This is a genomic window from Vibrio sp. 10N.247.310.17, from assembly GCF_041466605.1.
GTDB classification, from domain to species: Bacteria; Pseudomonadota; Gammaproteobacteria; order Enterobacterales; family Vibrionaceae; genus Vibrio; species Vibrio tasmaniensis_A.
This window is the reverse complement of record NZ_JBFSTC010000045.1, coordinates 1-26,139: the sequence shown is the minus strand read 5'-3', so window position 1 is coordinate 26,139 and position 26,139 is coordinate 1. Positions and strand designations below refer to the sequence as shown.

At 43.8% G+C, this 26,139-nt stretch carries 23 protein-coding genes; 2 read left to right on the top strand and 21 right to left on the bottom strand.

What is annotated here, in order from left to right:
- Position 1: 1 nt before the first annotated feature.
- The 19 genes from AB6D80_RS13635 to AB6D80_RS13545 all read right to left on the bottom strand — a co-directional run bounded on the left by AB6D80_RS13635 (position 2) and on the right by AB6D80_RS13545 (position 22,184).
- Positions 2-1,135 (bottom strand): efflux RND transporter periplasmic adaptor subunit, encoded by a 1,134-nt coding sequence (locus AB6D80_RS13635; protein WP_372188772.1) that lies wholly within the window; start codon positions 1,133-1,135, stop codon positions 2-4.
- Between the two features lie 100 nt (positions 1,136-1,235).
- Positions 1,236-2,114: a LysR family transcriptional regulator gene (locus AB6D80_RS13630; protein WP_017097827.1), complete on the bottom strand. Its 879-nt coding sequence runs from the start codon at positions 2,112-2,114 to the stop codon at positions 1,236-1,238.
- A 217-nt stretch (positions 2,115-2,331) separates the two neighbouring features.
- Positions 2,332-2,991: a sugar transferase gene (locus AB6D80_RS13625; RefSeq protein WP_048611091.1), complete on the bottom strand. Its 660-nt coding sequence runs from the start codon at positions 2,989-2,991 to the stop codon at positions 2,332-2,334.
- Positions 2,992-3,000: 9 nt separating this feature from the next.
- Positions 3,001-4,188 (bottom strand): glycosyltransferase family 2 protein, encoded by a 1,188-nt coding sequence (locus tag AB6D80_RS13620; RefSeq protein WP_372188770.1) that lies wholly within the window; start codon positions 4,186-4,188, stop codon positions 3,001-3,003.
- The gene (locus AB6D80_RS13615; RefSeq protein ID WP_372188769.1) at positions 4,185-5,285 is read right to left on the bottom strand and encodes a glycosyltransferase; all 1,101 of its coding nucleotides are present in this window, start codon (positions 5,283-5,285) and stop codon (positions 4,185-4,187) included. Before AB6D80_RS13615 ends, AB6D80_RS13620 begins: the two co-directional genes overlap by 4 nt.
- Positions 5,286-5,639: 354 nt before the next feature.
- Complete coding sequence (locus tag AB6D80_RS13610; protein WP_372188767.1) at positions 5,640-7,064, bottom strand: GumC family protein; 1,425 nt, start codon at positions 7,062-7,064, stop codon at positions 5,640-5,642.
- On the bottom strand, positions 7,061-8,179 hold the full coding sequence (locus AB6D80_RS13605; RefSeq protein WP_372188764.1) for a glycosyltransferase: 1,119 nt from the start codon (positions 8,177-8,179) through the stop codon (positions 7,061-7,063). Before AB6D80_RS13605 ends, AB6D80_RS13610 begins: the two co-directional genes overlap by 4 nt.
- Positions 8,172-8,957 (bottom strand): DapH/DapD/GlmU-related protein, encoded by a 786-nt coding sequence (locus tag AB6D80_RS13600; protein ID WP_017100341.1) that lies wholly within the window; start codon positions 8,955-8,957, stop codon positions 8,172-8,174. Before AB6D80_RS13600 ends, AB6D80_RS13605 begins: the two co-directional genes overlap by 8 nt.
- A gap of 92 nt (positions 8,958-9,049) precedes the next feature.
- Entirely contained in the window at positions 9,050-10,426 is a 1,377-nt protein-coding gene (locus tag AB6D80_RS13595) for an O-antigen ligase family protein (RefSeq protein WP_372188762.1), read from the bottom strand.
- A 250-nt stretch (positions 10,427-10,676) separates the two neighbouring features.
- The gene (locus AB6D80_RS13590; RefSeq protein WP_372188760.1) at positions 10,677-11,783 is read right to left on the bottom strand and encodes a glycosyltransferase family 4 protein; all 1,107 of its coding nucleotides are present in this window, start codon (positions 11,781-11,783) and stop codon (positions 10,677-10,679) included.
- On the bottom strand, positions 11,764-13,275 hold the full coding sequence (locus AB6D80_RS13585; protein WP_372188758.1) for a sigma-54-dependent transcriptional regulator: 1,512 nt from the start codon (positions 13,273-13,275) through the stop codon (positions 11,764-11,766). Before AB6D80_RS13585 ends, AB6D80_RS13590 begins: the two co-directional genes overlap by 20 nt.
- Positions 13,276-13,497: 222 nt before the next feature.
- On the bottom strand, positions 13,498-13,902 hold the full coding sequence (locus AB6D80_RS13580) for an Hpt domain-containing protein (protein WP_009846763.1): 405 nt from the start codon (positions 13,900-13,902) through the stop codon (positions 13,498-13,500).
- Between the two features lie 404 nt (positions 13,903-14,306).
- Positions 14,307-15,539, bottom strand: a complete 1,233-nt coding sequence (locus AB6D80_RS13575; protein WP_372188757.1) for a glycine betaine/L-proline ABC transporter ATP-binding protein — start codon at positions 15,537-15,539, stop codon at positions 14,307-14,309.
- A complete protein-coding gene (locus AB6D80_RS13570; protein ID WP_372188755.1) occupies positions 15,532-16,431 on the bottom strand; it encodes an ABC transporter permease in 900 nt (299 codons plus the stop codon). The genes AB6D80_RS13575 and AB6D80_RS13570 overlap by 8 nt, the downstream gene beginning before the upstream one ends.
- Positions 16,432-16,578: 147 nt before the next feature.
- On the bottom strand, positions 16,579-17,571 hold the full coding sequence (locus tag AB6D80_RS13565) for an ABC transporter substrate-binding protein (protein WP_009846760.1): 993 nt from the start codon (positions 17,569-17,571) through the stop codon (positions 16,579-16,581).
- Between the two features lie 599 nt (positions 17,572-18,170).
- Positions 18,171-18,860: a tyrosine-protein kinase family protein gene (locus AB6D80_RS13560; protein ID WP_009846759.1), complete on the bottom strand. Its 690-nt coding sequence runs from the start codon at positions 18,858-18,860 to the stop codon at positions 18,171-18,173.
- Positions 18,860-20,959, bottom strand: coding sequence for an SLBB domain-containing protein (locus tag AB6D80_RS13555; RefSeq protein ID WP_372188753.1), 2,100 nt, complete (start codon positions 20,957-20,959; stop codon positions 18,860-18,862). Before AB6D80_RS13555 ends, AB6D80_RS13560 begins: the two co-directional genes overlap by 1 nt.
- Positions 20,956-21,792: an OmpA family protein gene (locus tag AB6D80_RS13550; RefSeq protein WP_372188751.1), complete on the bottom strand. Its 837-nt coding sequence runs from the start codon at positions 21,790-21,792 to the stop codon at positions 20,956-20,958. Before AB6D80_RS13550 ends, AB6D80_RS13555 begins: the two co-directional genes overlap by 4 nt.
- Before the next feature lie 62 nt (positions 21,793-21,854).
- Complete coding sequence (locus AB6D80_RS13545; RefSeq protein ID WP_004733793.1) at positions 21,855-22,184, bottom strand: STAS domain-containing protein; 330 nt, start codon at positions 22,182-22,184, stop codon at positions 21,855-21,857.
- Positions 22,185-22,495: 311 nt separating this feature from the next.
- Here AB6D80_RS13545 and AB6D80_RS13540 point away from each other — a divergent pair, with 311 nt between their 5' ends.
- Positions 22,496-23,338, top strand: a complete 843-nt coding sequence (locus AB6D80_RS13540) for a DNA ligase (protein WP_009846756.1) — start codon at positions 22,496-22,498, stop codon at positions 23,336-23,338.
- Positions 23,339-23,458: 120 nt separating this feature from the next.
- On the opposite strand, the gene AB6D80_RS13535 is transcribed toward AB6D80_RS13540, so the two are convergent.
- Positions 23,459-24,829 (bottom strand): MATE family efflux transporter, encoded by a 1,371-nt coding sequence (locus AB6D80_RS13535; protein ID WP_372188750.1) that lies wholly within the window; start codon positions 24,827-24,829, stop codon positions 23,459-23,461.
- A gap of 161 nt (positions 24,830-24,990) precedes the next feature.
- Here AB6D80_RS13535 and AB6D80_RS13530 point away from each other — a divergent pair, with 161 nt between their 5' ends.
- Entirely contained in the window at positions 24,991-25,602 is a 612-nt protein-coding gene (locus AB6D80_RS13530) for a riboflavin synthase subunit alpha (protein ID WP_102250116.1), read from the top strand.
- 94 nt (positions 25,603-25,696) lie between these two features.
- Here AB6D80_RS13530 and AB6D80_RS13525 read toward each other — a convergent pair.
- Positions 25,697-26,139, bottom strand: a 443-nt coding sequence (locus tag AB6D80_RS13525; RefSeq protein ID WP_372188748.1) for a transposase, incomplete at its 5' end; no start/stop codon positions are given.

Here is a 26,139-nt window from a genome sequence, read left to right as displayed (position 1 = left end):
CCTACAGGCTTTTAACTTGAATATTGGAGAAGTATTGTCCTTCCACCACGTATTGCGCGCCACTCACGACCACGAAGTCGCCATCGTTGAGCGCCGATTCAACACACACAGTGTTTTTGGACATAGAAATCACATCCACAGTCACGCCATGAGCTTGTTCATTTTTAACCGTGAATACTTGCTCGATACCCGTTTGATTGACTAACGCAGAATAGGGCAAACAGAAATTACTGCTAGATTCTCCAAGTTGAGTCGTCAATGTGACCGCTTTTCCAGGCAATACCGATTTGTCAGTGGAGTCGACATGGTAAGTAACCGCATAGGTCTGCTTGATAGGGTGAGGTGACGTCGAAATTTCAGCGGCATAACCAATTAGTTTAGTCTCTGAACCATACCAATCTATGACAGAACTTTGATTTGGTTTGAACTCATGAATCAAATTTTCAGGTACTTGAATTTTAACTTCAAGTTTATCTGGATTGTGGATTGTGAACACCGAGATGCCCGGCATTACTTGTTCGTACTGGTCAAAATTTGATGCCGCAACCACACCATCGAATGGGGCGAGCAATTGGGTATAACGAATCGAATCTTTCGCACGGCGTATATTCTGTTCTACGACTTTAACCGCCGCTTCACTTCGCTCGTACCCGCTAATAGCACGGTCTAGGTTAACATCGGCAATCGCATTGTCAGCGATGGCTTGTTTTACGCGTACAAGTTCGGATGTCGCCAATTTGTGTGCAGATTTCGCTTCAAGAGCTCGTGCTTGTAACTCTTCTAACGCAACTTGATAGTCATGAGGGTCTAACTGCGCAAGGGGTTGGCCTTTTTTTACTGAATCACCAACAGAGACCATCATATTTTGAATAGTGCCAGGCACACGAAACGCAACGCCAGCCGTTTCCGATGATTGTATCTTGCCAGTAAAAGACTTTTCAGCCGTATGTGAAAGAGGCTCAAGTTGAATCACTTGAATTGGTCGAGCTTGTTTTTGAGGCGCAGTCGCCTCAGAGTCATTACAGCCAAACAGGGCGGTTAAGCTTAGTGCAATGACTGTATATTTGAATATAGGTGTCTGTTGAGAAGTAGACGAACGTTGAAAAATAGATGAATGTTGAAAGATAGGCTTCATGGATTGCTCCTCTTGAATTTATGAAGCGATTCTATCTTTCTATTTCGTTAGGATAATCTAGCCTGCTCGTGAAACACTGTCACAATATTCATTACAATGGTTAGAGTTTTGGAAGTTCTTGTAATAGAAAATCAATCAAAAGCTGTGCTGAATGGCTTAACGCTTTACGCTGAGGGTAGAGCAACCATGCTTCTTCTTTTTGAAGATTGTCGTCGGGGAATAGGTTAATCAAGCTACCGTCTTTGAGCTGATGTCGCACCAAAAGTTCTGGTAACAACGCGATACCTCTATGTCTAATAACACCGCCTTTAACAAAGCCAATGCTGTCACTGACGACCGAAGGTTCTACTTTGATGGTGTGATCTTTGATGTCCCATTCTTTATCGATGTCCCCACTTGGCCACCTGAAGCAAACAAATGGGTAATTAGTGAGCTCTCTTAGGCTTGAAGGCTTGCCTTGTTTCTCAATAAATTCAGGGCTTGCGACAAAAATACGTTGAAGAACCATCACTTTACGGGCAACCACGTTTGCATCGCTCAACGTACCACCATGCATAGCGAGGTCTAACCCTTGACGGTACATGTCGACAAAGCCGTTACTAATGTTGCGAATATCAAGCTCAACTTTAGGATACATATCTTGGAATTTAAACAGAGTCGACTGCATGATATCGCTGGTTTCAGGCAATAGACCAATCTTAATTTGTCCGTGTGCAACCTCTGACAGGTTGGAAGCGACATGGTTTGCTTTGTCGAGCGCACTCAATGCATTGAGTAATTCTTTGTAATAGAGCTCGCCAGATTTCGTTAAGGAAAGGCTGCGCGTGGTTCTAAAGAATAATTGAATGCCAAGAGATTTCTCAAGGTCGTTAATTCTTCGGCTAACATTAGCGCGGGGAAGGTCAAGTGCATTGGCAGCGGCAGTAAAACTACCCAGTTCGACAACGGTGGTAAACAGCTTAAGATCTTCAATTTTCATAACAACGGCATTTAATCGTTTTTAGAACAGTATGTTGGCATCGTATACCAATTGGATTTTAAAATCGAAGCGTTCTTTAGGTTGGCTTGTTTTGAGGCAGTAAAAAGCCAGCCGATAAATCATTATCAAAGCTGGCTTGGTGTTCACATCGGACAAGACTGCTCTATTTACCACCTTGGACTAAGCAGCTTGTTCTTTCACCTTAGACCATACTGGTTTAGCGACCTCGACCATCTACCATTACGATGATGGTTTTAGAAATGATGCTGAGATCAGCGGCAATCCAAGACTTAACCGAACATAGGCTTAGTGCATAACTGTGGTCAAAACCTACTTTACGACGTACATCATCAATACAGGTGTCGTAACCTTGATTTACTTGTGCAAGCCCTGTAATGCCAGGCATTACACCGTATGTACGGTCAGCAAAGTAAGGAATTTCGTTCTCTAGTTTGGTGTAAAAAGTAGGGCGTTCAGGGCGTGGACCAATTAGAGACATTTCACCTTTCAATACATTGATCAGTTGTGGTAGCTCATCAAGACGTGTCTTTCTCAAAAAGCGGCCAACGGGCGTGATTCGTGGGTCATTCGCGGTAGCCCAAACGGCACCAGAGCGAGTTTCTGCATCTTCGTACATGCTACGGAATTTCATGATCTCAAAGATTTCCATTTTCTCCGGTGTCGATTTACCAACACGCATTTGACGGTAGAAAATAGGGCCACGAGAAGTGAGTGCAATCGCCATCGCAATCAACGGAAATACGGGCGCTAGCAAAATCAAAGCAATCAGTGAGCTTACGAAATCGAAAGTACGTTTAGCACGTGAGATTTTGTATTGGTATAGGTTTTGGGTAGATAGCTGTTCAATGTTCATCATAATAAGTCCTTAATGATTCGCTCGTGTCCAAGGTGAGTTTTCTAGTCCGATTAGGTAACGAATGCCACCAATGAAGTTGGCATAATGTCCAACTATCAAATAAGAGATTAATGAAATAGGTTTGTTTACTAGACGATTTGGCAAGATACAGCCAAGTACGCCAATGGTATAAACGGCAACTTGAGCCCATAACAGCGCTTCAAATACCAAGTAGTTGCTAAGTAAGATTGAGCACACTAAGCACACAATTATTAAATATGGAGTGAGTAGACGAAGTCCTTTTCCAGAGAAGAACGCAAACGCGATGCCTTTGAACTTCGGGCTGAACAAGCCAAACAATCGAATCGCTTGTTGCATGTTACCCGCTGAAATACGAAGTCTCCTTTTGAAATCTGTTTCTAAATTTGATTCTTCTAGTTCCAGTGCGACCATTTGTGTTTCGTATTCTGCGATGTAACCTTGTTTAACGATTCGCATCGGTAGGATGAAATCATCATTAATAGTGTTGAGTGGAAGCAGTTCGAACAGGTGTGTTCTAAACAAGTAGAAAGCGCCATGAGAACCTAAGCTCGAACCTAATGAAGCTTCTGACTCTTTAACGGCAGTTTGATACTGCCAATAGGTATTTTCACCTTCGTTACGTGTTGGGCAAAGCTGATACGTTGCGTTTACCACTCCAACCTTGTCACTTTCAAAGTGAGCGGCGGCAATAAGCAGCGCATCCAATGAAATAAGGGCTGATACATCACTCATCGCTGTAATGTCACTGGTTATGCATGTCACTTCCTCATTTATAACCGTGACTTTACCTCGGTTTAATTGATGGTCATGTATCTCAAAATGAACATCACTGCACATCGCTTCTTGGATCGTCATTTGAGCAATTTCGACCGTGTCATCAGTACAACCATCACAAGCGATAATGACTTGCAGTTTCTTTTTTGGGTAATCGAGTGAAGCAAGGTTACGGATCTTATCTGCGATCCATTGCTCTTCGTTAAATGCCGGTACAAGAATGGTGATGGTGGGTAACGTACAATCTTGCTGTTCATCTTTGTAACAACGATGGCTCTCTTCAATTTGACGTGCTGGGTGACTTTTCGCATACCAGCGTAGTAGTAAAGGATAGGCAGCGTGATGATAGACAATTAACGCACCTGAAAACAGACAAAGTCCCGCAAGTAACCAATCGATCATGCGTATGCTCCTTCTGAGATGTCGTTGTAAGACGAAACCATTTTGATGATATCGAAGTTGTCGAGCACGTAACGACGAGGAGACAAAAAGCGTTCATTTTGTTTTTCTAATAGCGCGCTGGCTAATCCGGCAATGCTGCCACTTTTGACGAGGGAACTGCTGATGGGACATAAGGTTTCATCAACCGCACCGACGTTCATCGCGACGGTTGGAATGTTACATGCTTGGGCTTCGAGTGTAGAAAGAGGAAGCCCTTCGTGGCGTGAAGGTAGGCAGAAGGTATCCAGCGCTCCATAAAAGGTAGTCATGTCATCCACTAGGCCGAGAAAGATCACACGGTCGCTGAGATTCAAGCGCTCAGTGAGTTGTTCCAGTTGATTGCGTTTTGAACCATCGCCAGCCATTGCGACAACGGTGTTTGATGGCAGTAGAGCAAGTGCCTTAATCAGCTGATCTTGACCTTTCACGTGCTCTAAACGGCCCGCACAACCAATGATGTATTTGTCGGTTGGTAGGTTGTGCTTTGCTCTCGCGTCTGCTTTTGACATCGGTTTAAACTTCTCACAATCTACGCCGTTTTTAATCGTGATGATGTTTTTGTATGAAAACGCACAACGTAACTGATTGTAAACGCGTGTTGCATCGGCCACTAACGTTGGTTGAGCTGCATTCAATGCAAGGGCTTGTAAGCGACGACGTTTGTTATTTTTCAAATGCCAAGCATCATGTTCAGTATGAATTCGAGTTGGAACTCCGGTCACGCGAGCCGCATAGCCAGCATAAAGTAGGGGGCCAATATGGTGGGTATGAACCACATCGGGTCGAATACCGTTAAATGCTTTCATCAATTTGATGATGATACTGAATTGTACGCCTGGTGCTTTGTCCAAAAAGACGATTTGATTTTGATACTGCTTTAATTTCGGCCAGTTGTTGATCGAGTCTTCTTTTGTCCCTTCTAAACTGACAATCAACACTTGGTCTGTTGGTTTAGCAAGGCGCAGCAAATCTAACGTTAGGGTTTCTAATCCGCCGGGAGCGAGGTGTTGAACAACGTGTATGATCTTTTTACCATGCTTCGTTAAATGCGTATTCATAATTTGGACCCTGCCTTTATAATTCTTGTTTCGCCTTTCTGACATTTGTCTTGAAGTAACTTCTTTAAAACGTTTAGCTACACAATGAGATTGCAGGAGTTGTGCCAATTAAATAACCTTTGCATTTCAACCGCTTACACCACCCCTCTATAGGGCGTTTTTTGTTTCTCAAAATGGGAATCAAAACAAAACACCAATGAATAGCTATTTGGAGCATAGGGCTTGGGTTAATCGAAAGGCTGTAGACAAACAAAACGCCAAGCGAATGTTGGCGTTTAGTGCTAGGAAGCTAAAAAGATAAGAAGAAGCTAAGAAGCTACAAGGCTAGCAAGTTAAACATGCCTTTGAGGCTGACTAGCCCATTTTAGGTATCACCGTTATCACAGGGACACCTAAGATCTCTTCGATTTCGTCTTTACGCTTGATTGAAGAGTCAAACAGCTCGAACAATACCGCCAGACCAATGCCCAATCCGATGCCCGCAACAAATCCAGCCAGAATAAAGATAAAAGTCGGCATGTTAGATTTCATGCTAGGCGTGAAAGGCAAATCGATAATCTTCACACGTTTGTTTTGCTCGAATACACCAAGCGAACCCGTTAGCTGAGCCATTTCATAACGCTCTGTCAGTTCATCATATAGTTGACGCTTGATTTCAACTTGACGTTTAAGGCGGTACATCTCTTTGGCATTTTCACCGAAGTTATTCGCCTTGTGTTCTAATTCGAAAATCATAGTACGAAGGCTTTTGGTCTCTTCTGTTAAAGACTCAAAGCGAGCACGAACCAGTTGTAGGCTGTGTAATTGAGTGACCAGAAGAGGTTGGGTATCAGAAAGCTTGTTCAGTGTCGTGCTACTTGCGATGTCCCAAAGCTGGTCGCTGTTCATCGTTGGCTGAGTAACCTCGAGCAAACTTTTTCGTTCATTTTCAAGCCTGTCTAATTCACGGACTTTAGCTTGTACGGCACTGTGTTTATTTGTGTATTTGGCTTGCAGCAGAGTCAGCTCACTGCGAATGTCGATGATCTGGTCTTCGATTCGACCTATCACGGGATTTGTTTTAGAAAGTTGTTGGTCGATTGACCCTAAACTTTTTTCAACACCCGATAATTCCGCCTCTTTTTCCGCCAGTGTTTGTTTGAGTGACGCTAAGCGATTCAAGCTTTGGCTTTGCACTTCTGGCGTCGATTGGACGTTTTCGTTCATGTATGCGGCTAGCGCTTCTTCTGCCTCTTCAAGTTCCGCGCTGCGTTTGTCTATATGGATTTTCAAGAAATTACTTGAGTCCTCTATTGACGAACGTTCCGGCGCGAGCAGCTGTTCAATAAAATGTTCACTCACCGCTCGAAGCGTTTGTTCCATTCCATTTGGAGTGTTCGACGTTAAGCTTATCTTTAGAAAGTCTTTCCCAAGTTGAGTCACTGATAAACGCAGAGACAAGTCAGTAATGATCTCTTGTTTCTCAACCTCAGGCATATCTGGACTAGTTAATTGCAGTTCATCAGCGACCGAGTAAAGAACGTGTCGACTGTGAAGCAATGTTCTCAATGCGTTAAGTCGATCTTTGAGCATGGTAGAGACGGCGATGTCTTCCAAAAATGGATTCATCTTGGCTGTTTCTTGAATCAACATACTGGTATGCGCGTCATATTTAGTCGGGGCCAACTTGCTCACACCAAAGCCAACAAAGGGCAAAATAAAGATTGGTAGAACAATAACGTAGCGTTGGCGCCACATGGCATTTAGGATGACTAGTAAGCGTAACTTAAGATTATTCATAAAAGCTCCAACATCCAATGTACGAAGTTACCACGGTTCTGCCAGCTCTCTTGTTCGACGACAGAGATCGGTGAATTGCTCAGCTGGCGTGCATGATCAAGCGCCCAAATCATTTGGTTTACACTACCAACTGTGGTGACATGTTCTTGATATGGCTTTAATGCTGGGAATTGAGTTGTGATAATTGGCGTGCCGGCCGCAAGGTACTCCATTAGTTTGAGTGGGCTACAAGCTCGGATCTGCTCGTTATCAACAAACGGCAACAAGCTCACATCCCAGTGTTGAGAATAGCTTGGCAGCGTATGGTGTGGACGTGGGCCAAGGTAATGTACGTTACTCAACTCAGGCAGCATGACCGTATCAAGCTCATTGGGGCCAATGAATACAAAATCCCATTCCGGCATTGCTGTCGCAACATGATCAATCATTTCATAATCAAGCCACTTAGAAAGGCTGCCATAAAAACCAGCAATAGGGCGGTGGTTGCTTGGTAAATCTTTTGCTCTTGGTGCAGGTGTAGAAAATAGCCCGACATCGACACCATGTGGTAAGAGCTGAGCTTTCTCGCTAGGGAATTTGTCCATCAACTTTTCACTAGCAGCGAAGATCAAATCTGATTTTTCAATGAGTTCTAATTCATGCTTTGCGACCGTCTTGTGGTCTACGCCCGCAAGTGCACTAAAGTCATCACCACAGTAATAAACAACCGCTGACTCGCCTAAGTGTCCGCACAGATCAACAGCAGTCGGAAGAGAAGTCCATAGGATAGGCGCGTTAAGATTAAGCTCTGCAATCACAGCTTTTAGTTGGTGCGACATCATTTGCTGAGCCAACTTTCTAGAAAATTGAGAAGCAGGTGCAGGGATTGTCTTTAAGTTAACGATAGTAATGTTATCGTGTCCCTCAGAGTCGAGCATATTTTGAGTAACGGCTTTGGTTTTGCCAAACAATTTGTTGAACGCTCGTGTTGCATCTTTAGCGGACAGCTTCGGTTGTCTTAGGCCAATAGAGTTGACCCATAAGACTTTGTGTTGCTTAACAAGGTGACGCACTAAATGTTGAGTTGATGACGGTAGGCCGCCAAAGTCTTCACCAAATACGATTAAATCACGCATGGTCACCTCCATGAGTCTCTAATGAATCGAATACATCGGATTCAGTCACTTCAACGGATTTAATCTGTCCGACTACTCGAGCTGGGTTACCACCTGCGATTGCAAAGGCCGGGATATTCTTTGTTACCACGCTTCCTGCGGCTATCACTGCACCTTCGCCGATAGTTACGCCGCCTTTTACAGTTACATTGGTTCCTAACCAAACGTCAGGTTCAAGAATGATGTCGCCGATTTGCTGAGGGTCATCACCTTCACCTTGCGCTCGACGTTTTGCATCTAGCGGGTGACCAGAGTATCCAAATAGGAACGCGCCGCCAGCGATACGTACGTTGTCAGAGATAACCACTTTACCTCCAACAGCGATAGTCGACTGCCAACCGATGTCGACGTTGTTGCCAATCGACAATAGTGGGTGTTCCAAGCCTTCAAGTGGCTGAGTACAACCAGAGAATGTCGTGTGGCCAGAGATACGGCAGTTATCGCCAATCGAAATTTGCACCGGGCCGCTGACGAAAGGCAGACCACCATACAAATACAGGCGCTTGCCACATTGAGCCACACGACCTTTGAAAGCCGGTGTCCAGTAGAAGAATCGCGTCAAGCCAGAAACTAAATTCACCACTAGCTTGTGTGCTTGATATAGGCAACGATTAAGTATTTGAGGGGTAGGTAGCTCTGCGCTTCTGATGTCTTTCAAAATAAAAAACACATTTCTAATTCGAGAATTAGGATGAAACTTAAGCCAATGTTTGAATTGATGTATAGATACTGACGTCATAATGAAAATCCTCTATTTTGTTATATAGAAGTACTTTCATATACTGTGCCATTTAATAAATATAATATTTTCAACGAGTTAAAATGTGGGTTTTAGGTTTTCTCATTTTGACAGGCAGTTTGAGATACGTTAGAGACGCAAACTGTGAGCGCTGCGAGGATATAAATCGGCCAGTTGAAGCCTTGAGTCAAAAACGTACCCGACACGATGGTGCCAATAAGACCTGCATAGATCGCATAGGCGACCGCATTGAGTTCGGGTGCGATTTCTGTAGTCGAGTTTTTTAATCTCACTAACGTAGAGCGAGAGGTTTTGATCAAAGAAACGATAAGGCAGACAAAAATGATCAGACCAATAAAGCCTGTTTCTGCTAACACACCAAACCAAGTACTGTGAACGGCGTGATTCAGTCCGTCCCAGTGCGAACTATAAAAGAAGTAGTTCGAGAAGAAGTTGTTCAACCCTACGCCAGTCAGTGGATTCTCAACCGCCATTTTTACTGCCGCTTCCCAGGCATATATTCGACCCATTGAAGATTCATCGATACCTTGTTCAGCGGCACCACCAGAAGCTCTGTCTGAGATCCCAGCAACTAAATAGAGCGCCACGGCCGCGATGGTTCCTACGGAGATTAACAGGACTTTAGAACGAACTAGTTTCCACGCAAAAATACCAATCACCGCAATACAACCCAGTAATCCGCCACGGCTTTGAGTCGCAATAATGGCGGCGAGCAGTAACAAACAGACTAACCCACTGATTAAACGTTTGGACCGTGAAATGCCAGATGTGGTGGCTTGGCTTATCGTAAAGGCAAGGGGGAACATCAGTACCAGTGCTAAGTCGTTCGGGTCACCTAACATAGAGCCAAAATCGCGCCCAATAGTTACGCGCGAGCCTTCAACAAGCCCAATACCATTTACTGAGTTGTACACGGCAATAAAACTGACTAAAGCGCCTGCGTAGATAATCGTCATCGCGGTTTTTGCAAGATTTTCCGTGGTGTTTACTAACCAAGTAATCGCCAGCGTCATGACGATTATTTTCCAATAAACACCTTTGAATTCTGCAAATGCTATGGGCCTGTTAGACGCGAAGATAATACCAATGAAAACCAATACCCAAAATATGGCGAGCCAATTTAAACAAGGGTGCCAGAAGATTTTTAGCTCTTTACTGATTAGTGCATGCCAGATCAGAGCGGACAGGGCACCTAATGAAAGCATCAGCGGTATTTTTAACGAATAGAGTTGAGGTATGGCTTCGTGAATTCGGAAAAATGAAAAGACAACGAACAGTAGCACTAGCCAGAATGTCTTGTTTAACACGAATAACCCAGCTAATGGCACAAGAGCGAGCGCGACAATGACAGCAGGGTGAGGCACAAAGTACCAAACAATACCAAGCCCAACACACAAGGTGCTGATAGTGATGATGACTGGCAATCTATTGGCTTCAGGGTTGACCATTGTGACCTCTATTCGCAAATAAACTCTTCATGACTCGCTCGCAATCTTTTGAGACGTAGTTACACCTGATGTTAAATATTGCAAAGCGAGTGCCAGTTATGCATTTTGTTTAACTAACTGATTTAGTGTTGGATTATTAAGTGAGGGCTTAGCCTTGAGGTGAGATTTGTCATTTTGAGAATCAGTATAAAACTGACTAGAACGGCTAAATTATCAAGCTAAATTAACCAGTTATCGACTAAGGCTAGGATTAACGATCGAGTTGGTAGATTTTCAACAACTTCGGGACAACAGCTTGTGGCGAATATTGGTTTTTGACGGTTTCTATCGAGTTACTTCTGAGAGAGTCACGTTGTTCAATCGACAATGACATCCACAAAGATAAAAACTGTTCTAGCTCGGCCTCAGAATTGGCGAGGTAGCCGTTAACTTGGTGCTCGATGAGTTTAGGCAAGTTACCAACTGAGGTGGCGAGGACAGGAATGCCGCGAATCATGGCTTCTAATGCCGCCATAGGTAAGCCTTCAAAGCGGGAAGGGATGATTAACAAATCGATTTGGCTCCAGACGTCGTCCATATTGGTCTGATGCCCATGAAAGGTAACATTATCAGGCTGCGATTTAACTAACGCTTCCATTTCTGGCCCGTCACCAAAAAGCTCAAACCGAACATCAGGAAACGGTTTGGCTAATGCGACAAATCGATCTGGCGCTTTTTCGTGGCTTAATCGTCCCACAAAGCCAACATGGAATGGGCTTGATGAAGGGGACTTTGTTAATCCGGTAGGGACTTTAACAAAGTTATTCAATTGATGGGTTTTACTCGGCACTTTCGCTTTAATCTTCTCACTGACCACGAGCGACTGATCAGAAAGAAAGCTGCTGTAACGGTCGAGCCAGTCATAAAGCCATACTTTGCCAGTTGGGGTTTCACCTGCGTGATAAGTGGTGATTTGCTTTGTGTTGTTGAAACCAGATGGGAGCTTGATTAACTTGCTGACCAAACTGGCTTTATAACCATGAGCATGGATAAGTCTTGGCTGATAATGTTGAACGGCACGTTTAAGCTGTGTCGCGCTATTACTACTTGAATCTGCAGAACATGAGGCTAAATCAGAGAGGTAATTATAAGGGATGTTCAGTGCATCTAACTTTTCAACGATGATCGCTTCAGGATTAAACTTAGTCAAAAGAACGATGCGGACAACCTCTGAATACTGAGCGCTTTCCGATATCAGGCCTTGTGCTAATTCTAAAACATGCGTTTCTATGCCTCCAAAAGTTTGGCTGTCGATCAACAGCCAAATCTCATGAAGGTTTACGTCGAGTACACCTTGGTTAGGCTTGATTGTACTCATCTTCCGATTCCCAAGCCTGTTTCTTACGATAAACAGTAGAAGGGCTAAGTTCTAACAGCACGGCAGCGTTTAACACATTCCCATCGCAATGATTGATGGCATGTTGAATAGCTTCTCGCTCTATTTGCCACATTGGACGAATAGCACCTTCGCTTGTTGTAAATGCGGGCGTCATCGGATCGTTGTTAGCGGGGACAACTGAGGATTGCTCCAACTCTTCCGGTGTAATAGGTGGCAACTTAGCTTCTGGTACTTCCACAACAGCAGCTTGGGGCGCAGCTACTCGAATCGGTGTCACTGATTTCGTGGCTGGAGCTGCGTCTACTTTATTAATCGGAGGCGGTAACATGTCTTTGGTCACGCTCGTTTCATTGTTCAACACCACGATGTTACGGATGATGTTTTGCAACTGACGTACGTTGCCTGGCCACGCATAACGTTTAAGTAGATTCTGCGTTTCTTTGTCTATTGATTTGAACTTCTTCTTGTCTTGCTTCGCGTACAGCTTCAAGAAGTGATTAGACAGGGTGACAATGTCACTTCCTCGTTCACGAAGCGGTGGCATCTCGATAGGCACAACGTGAACACGATAGTAAAGGTCTTCTCTAAAGCGTCCTTCTTCTACCTCAACCAGTGGATCGCGGTTGGTCGCACAGATAATTCTGACATCCACTTTAATCTCGCGGTTGCCACCGAGTGGGGTAAACGTACCGGTTTGCAAAAATCGTAGGAGCTTCTTCTGCATCTCCAGTTCCATTTCACAAAGCTCATCGAGAAATAGGGTGCCGCCATGCGCTTGCATTGCGGCACCTTTACGGTCGGTTGTCGCACCGGTAAATGCACCTTTAACGTGACCGAAGATTTCACTTTCCATTAGGTCTCGAGGGATAGCACCACAGTTAATAGCAACGAAGGGCTTACCGTTGCGCTGGCTCTCTTGGTGAATCGCTTCCGCACAGACTTCTTTACCCGTACCACTTTCACCGTTAATAAACACGCTGGCGGTAGTTGGTGCTACCGAATCGATGATTTTGTAAACCGCTTGCATAGGTAGGCAAGAGCCGATGAAATTATGAAAGCGGTCACGATCGAACTTGCTTTGCATGTCATCGACAAGGTTCTCTAGCTTAGCTCTTTTTAGATGTAAGCGAACAGAGGTCTTTAGTCGGTCGGCTTGAATGGGCTTCTCTAAGAAGTCTTCCGCACCGCGCTGGATAAGGTCTACAGCAATGTTTACTGAGCCATGTGCCGTCGCGATAATGACGGCGGTTGGAATTTCGTTCGTACTAATCCAATCTAAGACTTCTTCCCCTGGCATGTCGGGCAATTTAAGGTCAAGAATAACAAGCTGTGGAGAGTGCCTTTCAATGAAGGTCTTAGCTTCCGCGCCGGTTTCGACGTGGAAGATATCGTAGGGCTCGTCTTTTACGTACTGCTTGTAGAGTACGGCGAGTGAGGTGGAGTCTTCAACTAACAATACCTTAGGGCGCATTGTGTATTCCTTTTGAAACTTTATCCTAACCAATCAATAACATAGTGATATGGAACCATCAATACGAGTCTTGTGTATTTGTTATCTACCGCATGCAATCTTTTAAGGCGCGGTGTGTATAATTTCCCGCATTGCTACTCATACTGGTTCGCATCTTTATGGCGACTATATTAATAACGACTATGTTGAGTTTTTATCTGATACTTATATGAACATCCAAAGTTAACTGAAGCCTGCCTGTTTCCTGTCAAGCAAGGCTTTGATTGAACGCTCTGCGAGTTCTAGTAATTCGTCAACTTGCAGAAATGCCGCATCGTGACTCTGTTCTAAACATTGCTTCTCTAAAGCGCGAGCCAACTCACCCAAAGGGCGATTACCTAATGAGAGTGCGGTGCTGCCAAGAGTATGAACCTCAAACTCAAGTGTTTGAGCGTCGTGCTGAGCGACAGCCTCTTTTATGGCGACCAAGCGTGTTTGTGATTCTTCGACATAATGGTCGATCAAGATCGGGATAATATCCGCACTTGTATCTCGAATCATTTGCTCTAGAACGCTTTCATCAACAAGCTCGCTAACTTCTTGTGAGTTTAGATGTGCAGCTGTGTCTGACGCTAAAGTGGAATTCATCAAACTAAGTCCTTTTGTTGAGCGTAATATCCGTGAGTACTATTAAGTTTTAGTCATTTTCTAGAATAATTTCAACTGCTTGCCTTATAAACAAAGCAATTAATTGCCTTCTCGCCCGAATTGCCACTATGTTTGTGACAAACCTAACGAACTGATTTAATTTTGTTTTCTCTTATGAAATATAAACTTAGGCACCTATTAGCCTGGGTACTAGTAAGCTTAAAGGGGAGAGTGCAGGACAAAGCGAGGCCGATACACATAAAAAAGACCACTGCAGTTACTAACAACAGTGGTCTTAGAGCAGGTTAACTCGCTTGGGCTAAGCTAAGTAGCTATAACCCACATCCCTATAACCCAAATAGCGATAATTTAAACAGCCGTGCTTTAGATAACGAAAAGTTGAACTACGAAGCTTTATCAATCTTTGGCTTTGGGTCGGTTTCTACTTCTTCCTCGCTACTTTCAGAGAAGATATCAGCAACAGCGCTTCTCTCTAGTTCACCTTTTAGGTTACCGTCCTCATCAACAACCGGAAGAGAATAGTCACAAGACATAGTGTCTGGTAGCACTTCTTCAATCACCGCATCAGGCAAAATGGCTGGAACTTCTTCGTATATCGCTTCACTGAAGTCATGCACCGATGAATCTTCAACTGCATCCTGTAGGCTCTCTTGTGTGACTAGACCTTGATAGCCTTCATCCGTTACGTGATAAGCGTAGTCATTTTTCAGCATCTTCATTTGTGCCAAAGCACCTTCAATCGTTTCAGATGTGATTCGATAGAGAGGGGGCTGCATAACGGTTTCAACGGTCAATGCACGAGCACGGTTTACGTCTTTAACGAATGCCTCTACATAGTCATCGGCTGGATTCAGCAGAATCTCATGTGGTGTACCTTGTTGTACCAACTCGCCATCTTTCAAAATTGCGATTCGGTCGCCGAGACGAAGTGCTTCATCCAAATCGTGGGTGATGAAAACAATCGTCTTATGAAGCTTCTCTTGCAGTTCAATGAGTTGATCTTGCATTTCACTTCGAATCAAAGGATCGAGCGCTGAAAACGCTTCATCCATTAATAAGATTTCAGCATTAGTACACAGAGCTCGAGAAAGACCAACACGTTGTTGTTGACCGCCAGAAAGCTGGGCAGGGTACTGCTTGCCGTAACCTTTCAACCCCACCGTTTCTAACCACTCATTGGCTTTCGCTAAACGGTCTTCTTTTTTGATACCTTGTACTTCCAAACCGTACGCAACGTTTTCTACCACGGTGCGATGAGGCATTAAGCCAAAGCGTTGGAATACCATCGACATTTTATGACGACGGAACTCTTCTAATTGCTTGGTATTGAGGCTCATCACATCGATGCCTTCAACCATGATTTTACCTTGAGTCGGATCTATCAAACGGTTGAAGTGGCGAATCAAAGTCGACTTCCCTGAACCAGAAAGCCCCATGATAACGAAGATTTCGCCACGGTTAATCTCAAGGTTAATCTCTTTCAAACCAACGGTATGACCCGTGTCAGCAAGAATCTGGTCTTTGTGTTCGCCGTTCTGAACTCGGTTCATAACAGACATCGGTTTCGGTCCAAACACTTTGTATAGGCCACTAATCTCAATCAATGGTTTAGTCATGCTTGAGTCCTCCTAAATGCGCATTGGTTCTTCTTGCGTACGCCTGCGAAGCGCGGTCAAAAAGGATTGCTAGGGCAACAATGGCGAAACCATTCATCAAGCCTAATGTGAAGTATTGGTTGGTAATAGATTTAAGAACCGGTTGTCCTAGGCCTTTAACACCAATCATTGATGCGATAACAACCATAGACAGTGCCATCATGATGGTTTGGTTGATACCCGCCATGATCGTTGGCATCGCTAACGGTAGTTGAACACCCCATAAACGTTGCTTTTTGCTCGCACCAAAAGCGGTAGCCGCTTCCAATACTTCTTTGTCGACTAAGCGTATGCCTAGGTTGGTTAAACGAATCACAGGTGGAATCGCGTAGATAACCACGGCGATTAGCCCTGGAATCTTACCGATGCCGAGTAGCATTACCACTGGGATCAAGTAAACGAATGCCGGCATGGTTTGCATGATATCAAGCATCGGCGTAACGATAGATTGCGCTCGATTCGAGCGAGCCATCGCAATGCCAATCGGAATGCCTAAGAATATCGAAACCAAGGTACACACAGTGATGATACTGAGCGTACGCATGGTGTCTTCCCACATACCAAAGTAACCTATAAGGAGCAGGGAAACGACACAACCTAAAGCCAGTTTCCAAGAACGACTCGCTGCGTAGACAAGGCTTGTACAAACAGCGAGGACTATAATCCAAGGGGTTGAGATAAGGAGTTTTTCAAACCAAACAAGGAATGAAAGAAGAGGGTCAAATAGAGATTCAATCATTTCACCGTATTCACGAGAGAATTCACGGTATGCGCCATCTAGCGTCTTTTTTATGGTTCGTAAATCACCGCGTTCCATCTCTGGAAAGGTTGATAACCAATTGGTGTCGGCCATTTTATATCCTTATAGTTCGGAGCCACTTGTTCATACGATGAGGTAATCGCCTATGAAAAGGGCTCCGAATCATGAATAACATCAAGTATAGCGACGTTATTTCTGTTCTATTGTTGAAGCGTAATTACTTGTTGTTAAACCAAGCTTTTACAGTTCGGCTTCAACTTTCTTAGCCACTTCTTCAGAAACCCATGGGTGCCATACTTCTGGGAATTCACTCAAGAAATGCAGACTTGCTTCTTCACCATCGGCTTGGTTGTCTTCCATCCAAGCAAGCAGCGAGTTCATTTTGTCGTTTGTGAAACCACGTTTAGTGAAGTAGTCATAAGCTTCAGGAGCACGTGACGCAAAACTCTCAGTGGTGATAGTGTGAACGGGTGAAGGCGGATACATGGTCGCTTTAGGTGAATCACAGTCTTCTTTGGTGGTACAAGTTAAGAACTCTTGTTCATTAACACCACTACCAAAGTCAACTTTAACCATGTCGTATTTGCCTAGAACGGCAGTTGGCGCCCAGTAGTAACCAAACCAAGCTTCTTCGCGCTCATAAGCTTTTGCGATAGAGCCAGATAAGCCGGCACTCGAGCCTGGATCAACAATCGTGAAACCACTGTCTTCCAGCTCAAGAGCGTTAAACAAGTTTCCGGCACTGATCTGACAGTTCCAGCCTGCTGGGCAACTGTAAAATGCTGATGTATCTGGGTCTTCAGGGTGCTTAAATAAGCTAGCGTTTTTACGTACACCTTCGATGGTTGCCATCTCTGGGTATTGTTTAACTAAGTAAGCTGGAACCCAAAAGCCTTCTTCACCGCCATTCACAAGTGCTTTACCTGCATAGCGAAGACGTTTTTCTTGGACACCCTTGTCCAATGCGTCTTTTAAGCTGTTGCTCCAAAGTTCAGGTGCAACATCAGGCTGGCCTTTTTCAATCATGGATGTGCCTGTTGGCATGGTGTCGCCAGGGATAAGTTCGGCATCACACCCATAACCATGTTCTAGGATGAATTGGTCGATATTGGCGATCAGTGTTGCAGAGTTCCAGTTCATATCTGCGATTGTTACGCTGCCACATTCTCCAGCGTTAGCATTACCGCTGGCTGCTGCTACTAACAAAAATACGGAGCTTAACTTGTATTTCATATTGAGTTTCCTTTCTCTTTAATAATACAACTAAGGTAACCAAGGTAAATTGATTATCTAAATTGCTCGATGGTGATCCTTTCCGTGTATTTGAACCATTTGAGCAGAAGGAGGGATGGGTGAAGTTTGAATAGATAAATGTGCAAAGTCAGTGAAGTGTGATTTGCCAATTCATCCACTGTGTTTCAACAGCCATCGGATAACTTTGTCAAACTATTACAAATTCGTCAAAAACCACCTCTATTTATAATCTTAGGGAATAATCGTACGAATTCCATCTTTGATGCGATTTACATGGCACTTTAACCGTCTGTGTCACATTACCGATAAAGTTAGGCATGGGCGGTTGATTCTTGAAGGGTTTTAAAGGTGGTAAGACCACGCTCGAAGTGTGTGAAATGCGTTGAGTGGTTTTTAAAATCGTATTTTTAACAATAATTTCGCCAAAAACACCCAACTTGGTTTTGGAGTGTTTGGGCGTAAAGTCCAATAGGAACCGTGGCTGTCAGGATTTACTGACAGCCATACAGTTCCACAAGAATACTAAGTTGCACACAAAAGCAATAGTTGTACAAAAAAGCTATCGTGGCGCAGAAAAGTTACATCGGTAGATTTAAAAACTCATTTTGGTAAAGCTTATTGGCCAAGCTATCGCGAAGTTTAGTTGGAAGGAATTTCATGCGATTGATTTGTCTTACCAACTCTTGTGCAAAGCTAGGTGTTTGTTTCATGTTCATCACACAACCCATAAGATTGATACTCTGCGCATCAAGCAGCTTTTTCGCTTGTTCTAGGTGGTGACTAGAGGTTTCACCATAGGCGACAACCATCAATGTACTATCACAAGCACTCGCGACAGATTGCGCCGGAATGTTGCCTTTGTTTATGTTGAGAAGTGGTGAGGTATCAATGATGACTCTGTCGTATTTGTCTAACCATTTGTTCACCACTTTTTGTAACGTTGTCGGATCTTTATAAGCCAATTGCGTTGATGCGATTTGTGGAGCAGGGACACCGATAAACGTACGATGAGACTCGACATGTTCAATTAACTGTCCCTGTTGATTGTCTTCCAACATGTTCAAATCTTTAAAAGCAGGATTGTATAAGTTGAGGTCAACATAAAGCGTAGAATGACCAGCAAGGAGAAAACGTTCTGCTAATGCAGTTGCAATAGAGGTTACCCCGTCACCTGAATGACAGGCAGTCACGCAAATCGATTTCTGTCCGTTAAGTTCAGAAGCTAGATACAGTTGTTCTACTTCTGCTTGGATTGCTGAAATAGTCATTATAAAGCTCCTATTAAGACGATCATTGTTGTTAGACGTAGTATGTCTTCTAGACCTACACGAGCTTTTTCCATAAAGCTCTCTCGGCGATCTGGGATGTAGATAGTGTCACCAGCGCGCAGTTCTGGTAGGTTATAAATGTTGGCTGTTTTGCTGAATTCAACAAGGTCGAAGGTACGAGCTTGACCTTGGCAACAAGACATATTCACAATGGTAATTTTCTCTACGTAAGCGTTATCAGTAGGGCCCGCCGCCTCTGCCAATATATCTAAAATGGTCATGTTGTCGTTGAACACATAACGTCCTGGGTTGTTAATCGCGCCAAGTACACGAACGGTTTCTTCTTTCGGTGTATCTAACCAGTTTTTACCTTTCTCTGGGATATAAATAGTGTCACCTGTGGTTACATTTGGCAGTAACGATTCGTCACCGGTTTCGAAGTACAACGATAAATTGAGTTTGCTTACTTTAGAGTAGGTTTTATCACGGTGAGTCACACGCACGTTGTGTATATCGGCATCCTTAGTAGGCCCGTCAGCTGCAGACAAAATGTCAAGAAAGTGCATGTCTTTGGTGAAGCGGTAACGACCCGGTGCATTCACTTGTCCAAAAATGTAGATCGAAGCATCAGAGCTTTGACGTACCCATTGAGATTTATTGTCTGACGGATCTTGTGGTAAGTCATGGACACGGACGATAGAGCCTGCACGAATTTGTGGCATCAGATCTCGTGGCGCACCATTTCTGATGAAATCATCAAGATTAAACACAACCAACTTTCTACCCGTTACGACTTCAATTTTCGATGTGTCAGCGCGTAGCGTGGGGCCGCCGACGTGTGCCAATAATCCCATAAAGTTCATTTCATCTGACCATTCTATACGACCAGGTCGATTCACCTCACCGATCACGTTAACTGCTCTGTCTGGTGCGATCTTTAACCATGACTTCTCGTTCATGTCGGTTTTCTCAGGAACAAAGATCGCGTCACCGGCTTTAATATTCGGTGGGTTAGAGTTAGGCAAGCCTTCAGTGTAAGCCGCTAAATCGAATTTAAGTACTCGACCATCCGCTTTAATTACGCGTATTTGACGCGACTCTGCAAATCGAGTCGGACCGCCAGCATTGGCAAGGATATCCATGAAGGTCGCGTCTCTCTTTCCTTCAAAAGCGCCAGGGGCAGCGACTTCACCCATAACGTAAACCATGTTTGCGCCGGATTTGATCTCTTCCTCTTGCTTCGGCACAAAAATGGTTGCACCTGGGCGTAAGATTGGAAGTAGGCTTTCGTCACCAGAATCCAAATAACGCTTAAGGTTGAACAGCGTAGGCGTATTATTTGAAATTACACGGATTTGTTCAACACTGGCATAGCGAGTTACCCCGCCTGAACGCATTAATACGTCGACAAGGTCGGTGTTCTCTTTGTAAGTGAACGAACCCGGCGCGTTTACCTCACCAAACACTTTAATCGAATTGCGAGAGTCAGCACTGTCACCTGAGTTTGCAAGCTTTGCTGCGTCAAACTCTTGCTCGATGTTACCGACTAATGGGGAAGCTGGAACGAATAATGAATCCAGTGATTGCAGAGTAGGTAGTGTTGATTCATCACCTGAATCAAGGAATCGTTTGTAGTTAAACTCTTTCTTGTCCGCACCTCGCTTAAGTATCAATTTGTCCAGTTGTGCGCCGGGACGTAATCCACCTGCTGCGTAAAGTGCCATTTGGATACTTGAGCCTAACGCCAGTGTGTATTCACCGGGTTGTTCTACATAACCTTGCACGTAGATGATAATTTGCTGCTCTTTTACATATACAGAAGCGTTTGAAAGATCTTTGTAAGCGGTAGCCAGTGACTCTAAAACGACTTTGTTAAGTTGTTCACTGTTATAACCCGCAACAAATACGGCGCCCACTTCAGGAAGGGTAATGCGGCCACGTTTATCCACTTGGAACCCTTTGTTCAACGTACTTTCACCGGGTACGTTAACTTGGATAAGGTCACCGACTTGAACCGCGTCTGAAAACTCTTCGTTAGCATTTACGAGGTTCGAAAGGCATAACGATAGGGTGATGATAAAAGCGATCAATAATTTCATAATCCACCTCCCATTTTCTCAGCGTTCTTAGGGGAGATAACTTCGATACTCACTCTGCGGTTGGTTAAACGCGTACCGTCTGATTCGCCTTCAAAAAGAGGAACCGTTTCACCAACAGACACTGCTTTGATTCGCTGAGCACCTAAGCCAAAAATAGTTAGGTAGCGTTCGACTTGTTTAGCACGTCCAAGTGCCAAGTCATCGTTATATTCTTCAGTACCCGTGGCATCAGCATGGCCGGTAACAACAAGGTCTAGAGATTTATGTTCTTTCAGTAGCGTCGTTGCCTCGGCAAGTCGTCCCATGTATTTGGGATTGACTTCAGTAGAGTTTTCCGCGAATTGGTTGTCAACATTAAGCAGGTCGTACAACTGTTCGATAACCGACAATTGCATTCTAAATTGGTTTTCATTTTTTGGTGGTTGACACCGTGCTTGTGACGTCACATAGTCCAGTTGGACTTCAAGTTCGTTTAAACGTTTTCTTTGAATGACTAGGTCGTTTGCCGCATCTAGAAGCAGGCCACCTTGTAGTTCGCGAGCGATACGATTTTGCTTCTCTATCGCTTGCACAACAGCAGCGGGGAAGCACCAACGGGCGCCTTCTTGAATCAAGGCATCAAGATGTAATTTAGCCAGTTGCCAATCAAAACGTAATCCGTGTTCAGGACCAAGAGGCTCGTCTGGCATGACAGGAGAAAAGTCGGAATTTTGGTAATTAATTGAGTCATAACTTTCAGCCAAGCCGCCAGTGCCTTGTTCAGGGTAGCTAGTACAGCCACCTAGAACTAAAGCAGACAGAGAAAGGGCTATGTAGCTTTTCAGTATTTTCATGCCAACGTCCTATGTTTTTACTTTTTATTATTATGTTTTGTTACTTCTAGCTTAGTGGATCTTCATGAATTTGTAGGATTTTTTGAATTTACTGGGATAGCGTGGCCAATACGTAACAAGTTCATAATTTCAAGAGGTTGACCAGTCACATTTTCAAGTCGCATGTTGCGTTCGCGTTCAGTTAGGCGTTTGAACATGTAAACAATTGCGCCAACACCAGATGAATCTAAAAACTCAACTTGGCTGAAATCAACTTCGATTTCAGGGTGGCCATCATTTGAGATTACATCGTCAATATCGGTTTGAGCATCACGGCTACCTGCTGCATCTAAATCACCGAAGATAGAAAGAGTCAGTGTCGTTGTATTTAAATCAATCTTACGTAGTTCCATAGCGATATCTCCTTTTGAGTATGTATGGACAATTGCACTGAATGTGCCAACTTTTATATTTATATTTTTCAACAACTTAAATCGACTGCTAATATCTATCTCATATTGAGAAAGTTGGTTTCTCAATATGAGAACTAAAAATGGGTTAACATTTGAGACCCATAAGTCATTAATTATATGAATGAAATTGAAAGTTAAATAAGGTTGATGTGTGGGTCGCATCTTCTAGCAAAGGTTGTCTAGCTACGTGTCAGAACGCTTAGGATTAAAGGCGTTTGTTGACCACTACAGATATCAATACGGAGCAGATGATGAGATTAACTAAATTGGCGATAGCCACTCTATGGGCGTGTTCGCTTTCTTCTCATTCATCCTATTTACCGCCTGATCATCTGGTGCTCGCAAACACATACCAACAAGGCATTGATGTTTCTGAATACTGGAAGAGTGAAAAGCTTGATGGGATTCGTGCTCTTTGGGACGGACAACACCTTTATACTCGAAATGGGAATCGCATTTACTCACCGAAGTGGTTTACAAAAAACTTACCGAAGGTACACCTTGAAGGGGAGCTCTGGGCAGGAAGAGGAAAGTTCCACTTAGTCCAATCTACCGTCCTCGATCACACACCTAGTGATGTTGCGTGGCGCCAAATAGACTTGATGCTGTTTGATATGCCAGGGGCTACTGGCGATTATCAAAAGCGCTATTACAACATATTGCATTGGGTAAGTATGATTGGAGAACCTCATGTCAGCTACATCGAACATGTACCTATTCAAAATGAAGAAGCTCTGTTTTATCAATTAGACAATGTCGATGAACGTAATGGCGAAGGTTTGATGCTCAGAAAGATCACCAGTCGTTATCAAGCAGGTCGAAGCAATGACCTGTTAAAACTAAAAAGGCATCACGATGCCGAAGCCACAGTTATTGGCTACAAAGGCGGGACAGGGAAGTATAAAGGGATGATGGGTTCGATTTTGGTTCACACGGAAGAAGGGGTTGAGTTTTATATCGGAAGCGGGTTCAGTGATCAAATGAGACTTGCGCCGCCTGAGATCGGCAGCCGTATTACCTTTCGCTACAATGGCTTTACTCAAAATGGAAAACCCAAGTTTGCGCGCTTCGTTAGAGAAAAGAGTGAGTATTAATACCAATCAGATTGTTCAGTACAATATAGTCATACACACACAGTAAACGAAAAAGAGCTCTGAATATCAGAGCTCTTTTTCGTATTCAATATCAGGGATACCGGTTGAGTGAGTTAGAACTCAGCGAGAGCTAAATTCTAACTGCACATCGTCGTCTTGTTTGTGCATCCAGTGCAGACGCATACCTAGCATAATAGCTGCAGACGTTAGACCAACAATGAACCCAACCCAGAAACCGTGCGCGCCCATAGGCTCAACAATCCAATCTTTCATTCCTAAAATGTAGCCAATAGGAAGACCAAGCAACCAGTAAGCAACGAAAGTAATGTTGAAGATCGAACGCATGTCTTTGTATCCACGCAAAGCCCCTGCAGCGATAACTTGGATTGCGTCAGTACATTGATAAACTGCAGCGAACAATAGTAATTGCATTGCAACAGTAATTACCGCCGTATTCTCTGTGTACAGTAACGAAACTTGCTCTCTGAATAGTACCGTCAATGTAGCTGTCATTAGGGCTGTGACTAAACCAACAATGATTCCCACGTGTGTCGCGATTTTCGCTCCTTCAGTGCTGTTTTCACCCAACTTATGACCAACACGAATACTCACGGCGGCACCGATACTCATTGGTATCATAAATATCAGTGACGAGAAGTTAATTGCAACCTGGTGTGCGGCGACAACCAAAGACCCAAGAGGGGCAACCAACAGAGAAACAACAGCGAATAGCGTCACCTCAAAGAAGATAGCAGCGGCAACTGGAAAGCCTAGTTTAAACAAACGAATTTGTGCTTTGAGCTGAGGTTTGTGGAACGTACCGAAGATATTGATTTTAGCCAAACGCTTTGATGTTAAAACGTAAGCGAACAGCAGAGCAAACATCACCCAATATACGATAGCCGTTGCAACTCCACAGCCAACACCACCTAGAGCGGGAGCGCCAAGCTTTCCGTATACGAACATCCAGTTAAGCGGGATGTTTAATAGCAAGCCAATAAAACCAATCACCATTGCAGGCTTAGTTAAAGACATACCATCTGTAAAGCTTCTCAATGTTTGGAACAACAAAAATGCAGGGACAGCAAACATCACCGCATTCATATAACCGATGGTTTTTTCTGCCATGAGTTGTTCTATGTCCATCCACTCCAATATCAGTTGTGTCTGAAAAAGTACGCCAATGATTGGAAGGGAGATGACAAGCGCTAAAAACGCACCTTGTTGAATCTCAAATGGAATTTTTACTTGTCTACCAGAACCATGAAGTTGTGCAACGACAGGAACCAACGCCATCAACAGACCCACACCAAATAAGATTGATGGTAGCCAGATACTTGCTGCAATCGAAACCGCCGCCATATCGATAGCACTTACACCACCGGCCATTACGGTATCGACAAAACCCATTCCAGTTTGTGCAACAGATGCGATCAATACTGGGGTCGCAAGTTTGATTAGATTCGAGGATTCTTCTTTGTAACGATGCACAAACAACTCCAAATAAGAGGGAAAATTAGAATAATAGTGTAGGAAAGGACATTCTGAAGGAATCAGAGACAATGATCTTAAGCTTCCACTGGACGAATCATAAAGAAATGTCACAATAACTGCTATGAAAAACTGTTATTAGAATGCTAAATAGGAATCTTATGTTTACAGGTATCGTTCAAGGCATGGCAACACTGGTTGCTATAAATAAAAAAGAGTTGTTTCAGACTCATACCATTGAGCTAAGCGACGAAATGGTTGAGGGATTAGCGATTGGTGCCTCAGTAGCTCATAACGGTTGTTGCTTAACGGTAACGGAAATTTCGGGCAATCAGATTGCTTTTGATTTAATGCAAGCCACATTGCGATTGACGAACTTAGGCCAACTGACTGTTGGTGATAAAGTGAATGTTGAGCGAGCAGCAAAATTTGGTGATGAAATTGGCGGGCATAGTATGTCTGGCCACATTACGTTGATGGCGAACTTAGTGGATGTGATCAAGACTGAAAACAACCGCACGCTTTGGTTTGAGTTGCCACAGGAATCAATGAAGTATGTATTGAGCAAGGGTTATATTGGCGTTGATGGTTGTTCATTGACGATAGGTGAAGTGGAAGAGAACCGTTTCTCTGTACACTTGATTCCTGAAACGCTAAATCGCACTTTGTTTGGCAGCCGCGAAATAGGCGACCAAGTAAATATTGAGTTTGATCCTCAAACACAAGCGATTGTTGATACTGTTGAGCGCGTGCTAGCAAACCAGACGTCGTAGTAGCGGTTCATCAATAACACTTGCCCAAAAAGCGTTGACTAAGTAAAAGTCGAAGATATTAAAAAAGAGCACATTAAGTGCTAATGCCGTTCACTTAAGAGTGAACGGCATTTTTGTTCTTAGCATACCGTTGTGGTCTGGGTTTAACTGTTCTAGGGAATGTCCTTTCCCTTCGCCCTTCAAGTATTAAGCTTTCAGCCATGTTGTGGAACCCTTTTAGCTGACGAGGTATTGCGCCTGGTGTTGAGTAAGGTAAGCCTACAAGTAACGCAGATACATGAGCTAATGTGCCGTTAAAACTCAGTTGATAAGGAAGGTAATTTCCCTTTAAATTGAAGCAGAGCTCGACCATCTGGTATCGGATTAAATTGTAAGTAAGCAAGATGCCCCATAACTCCTGCTTTACCAGTTCTGGTAAACGACTTCGCAGCGTGAGACGATTTCCAAGCATGTATTGTTTTTGCTCTCGGTAGCCTAGCTCAATTTCCCAACGATGTTCATAAAGGCCTGCAATATCTTTTGATGGGTAACGCAGGG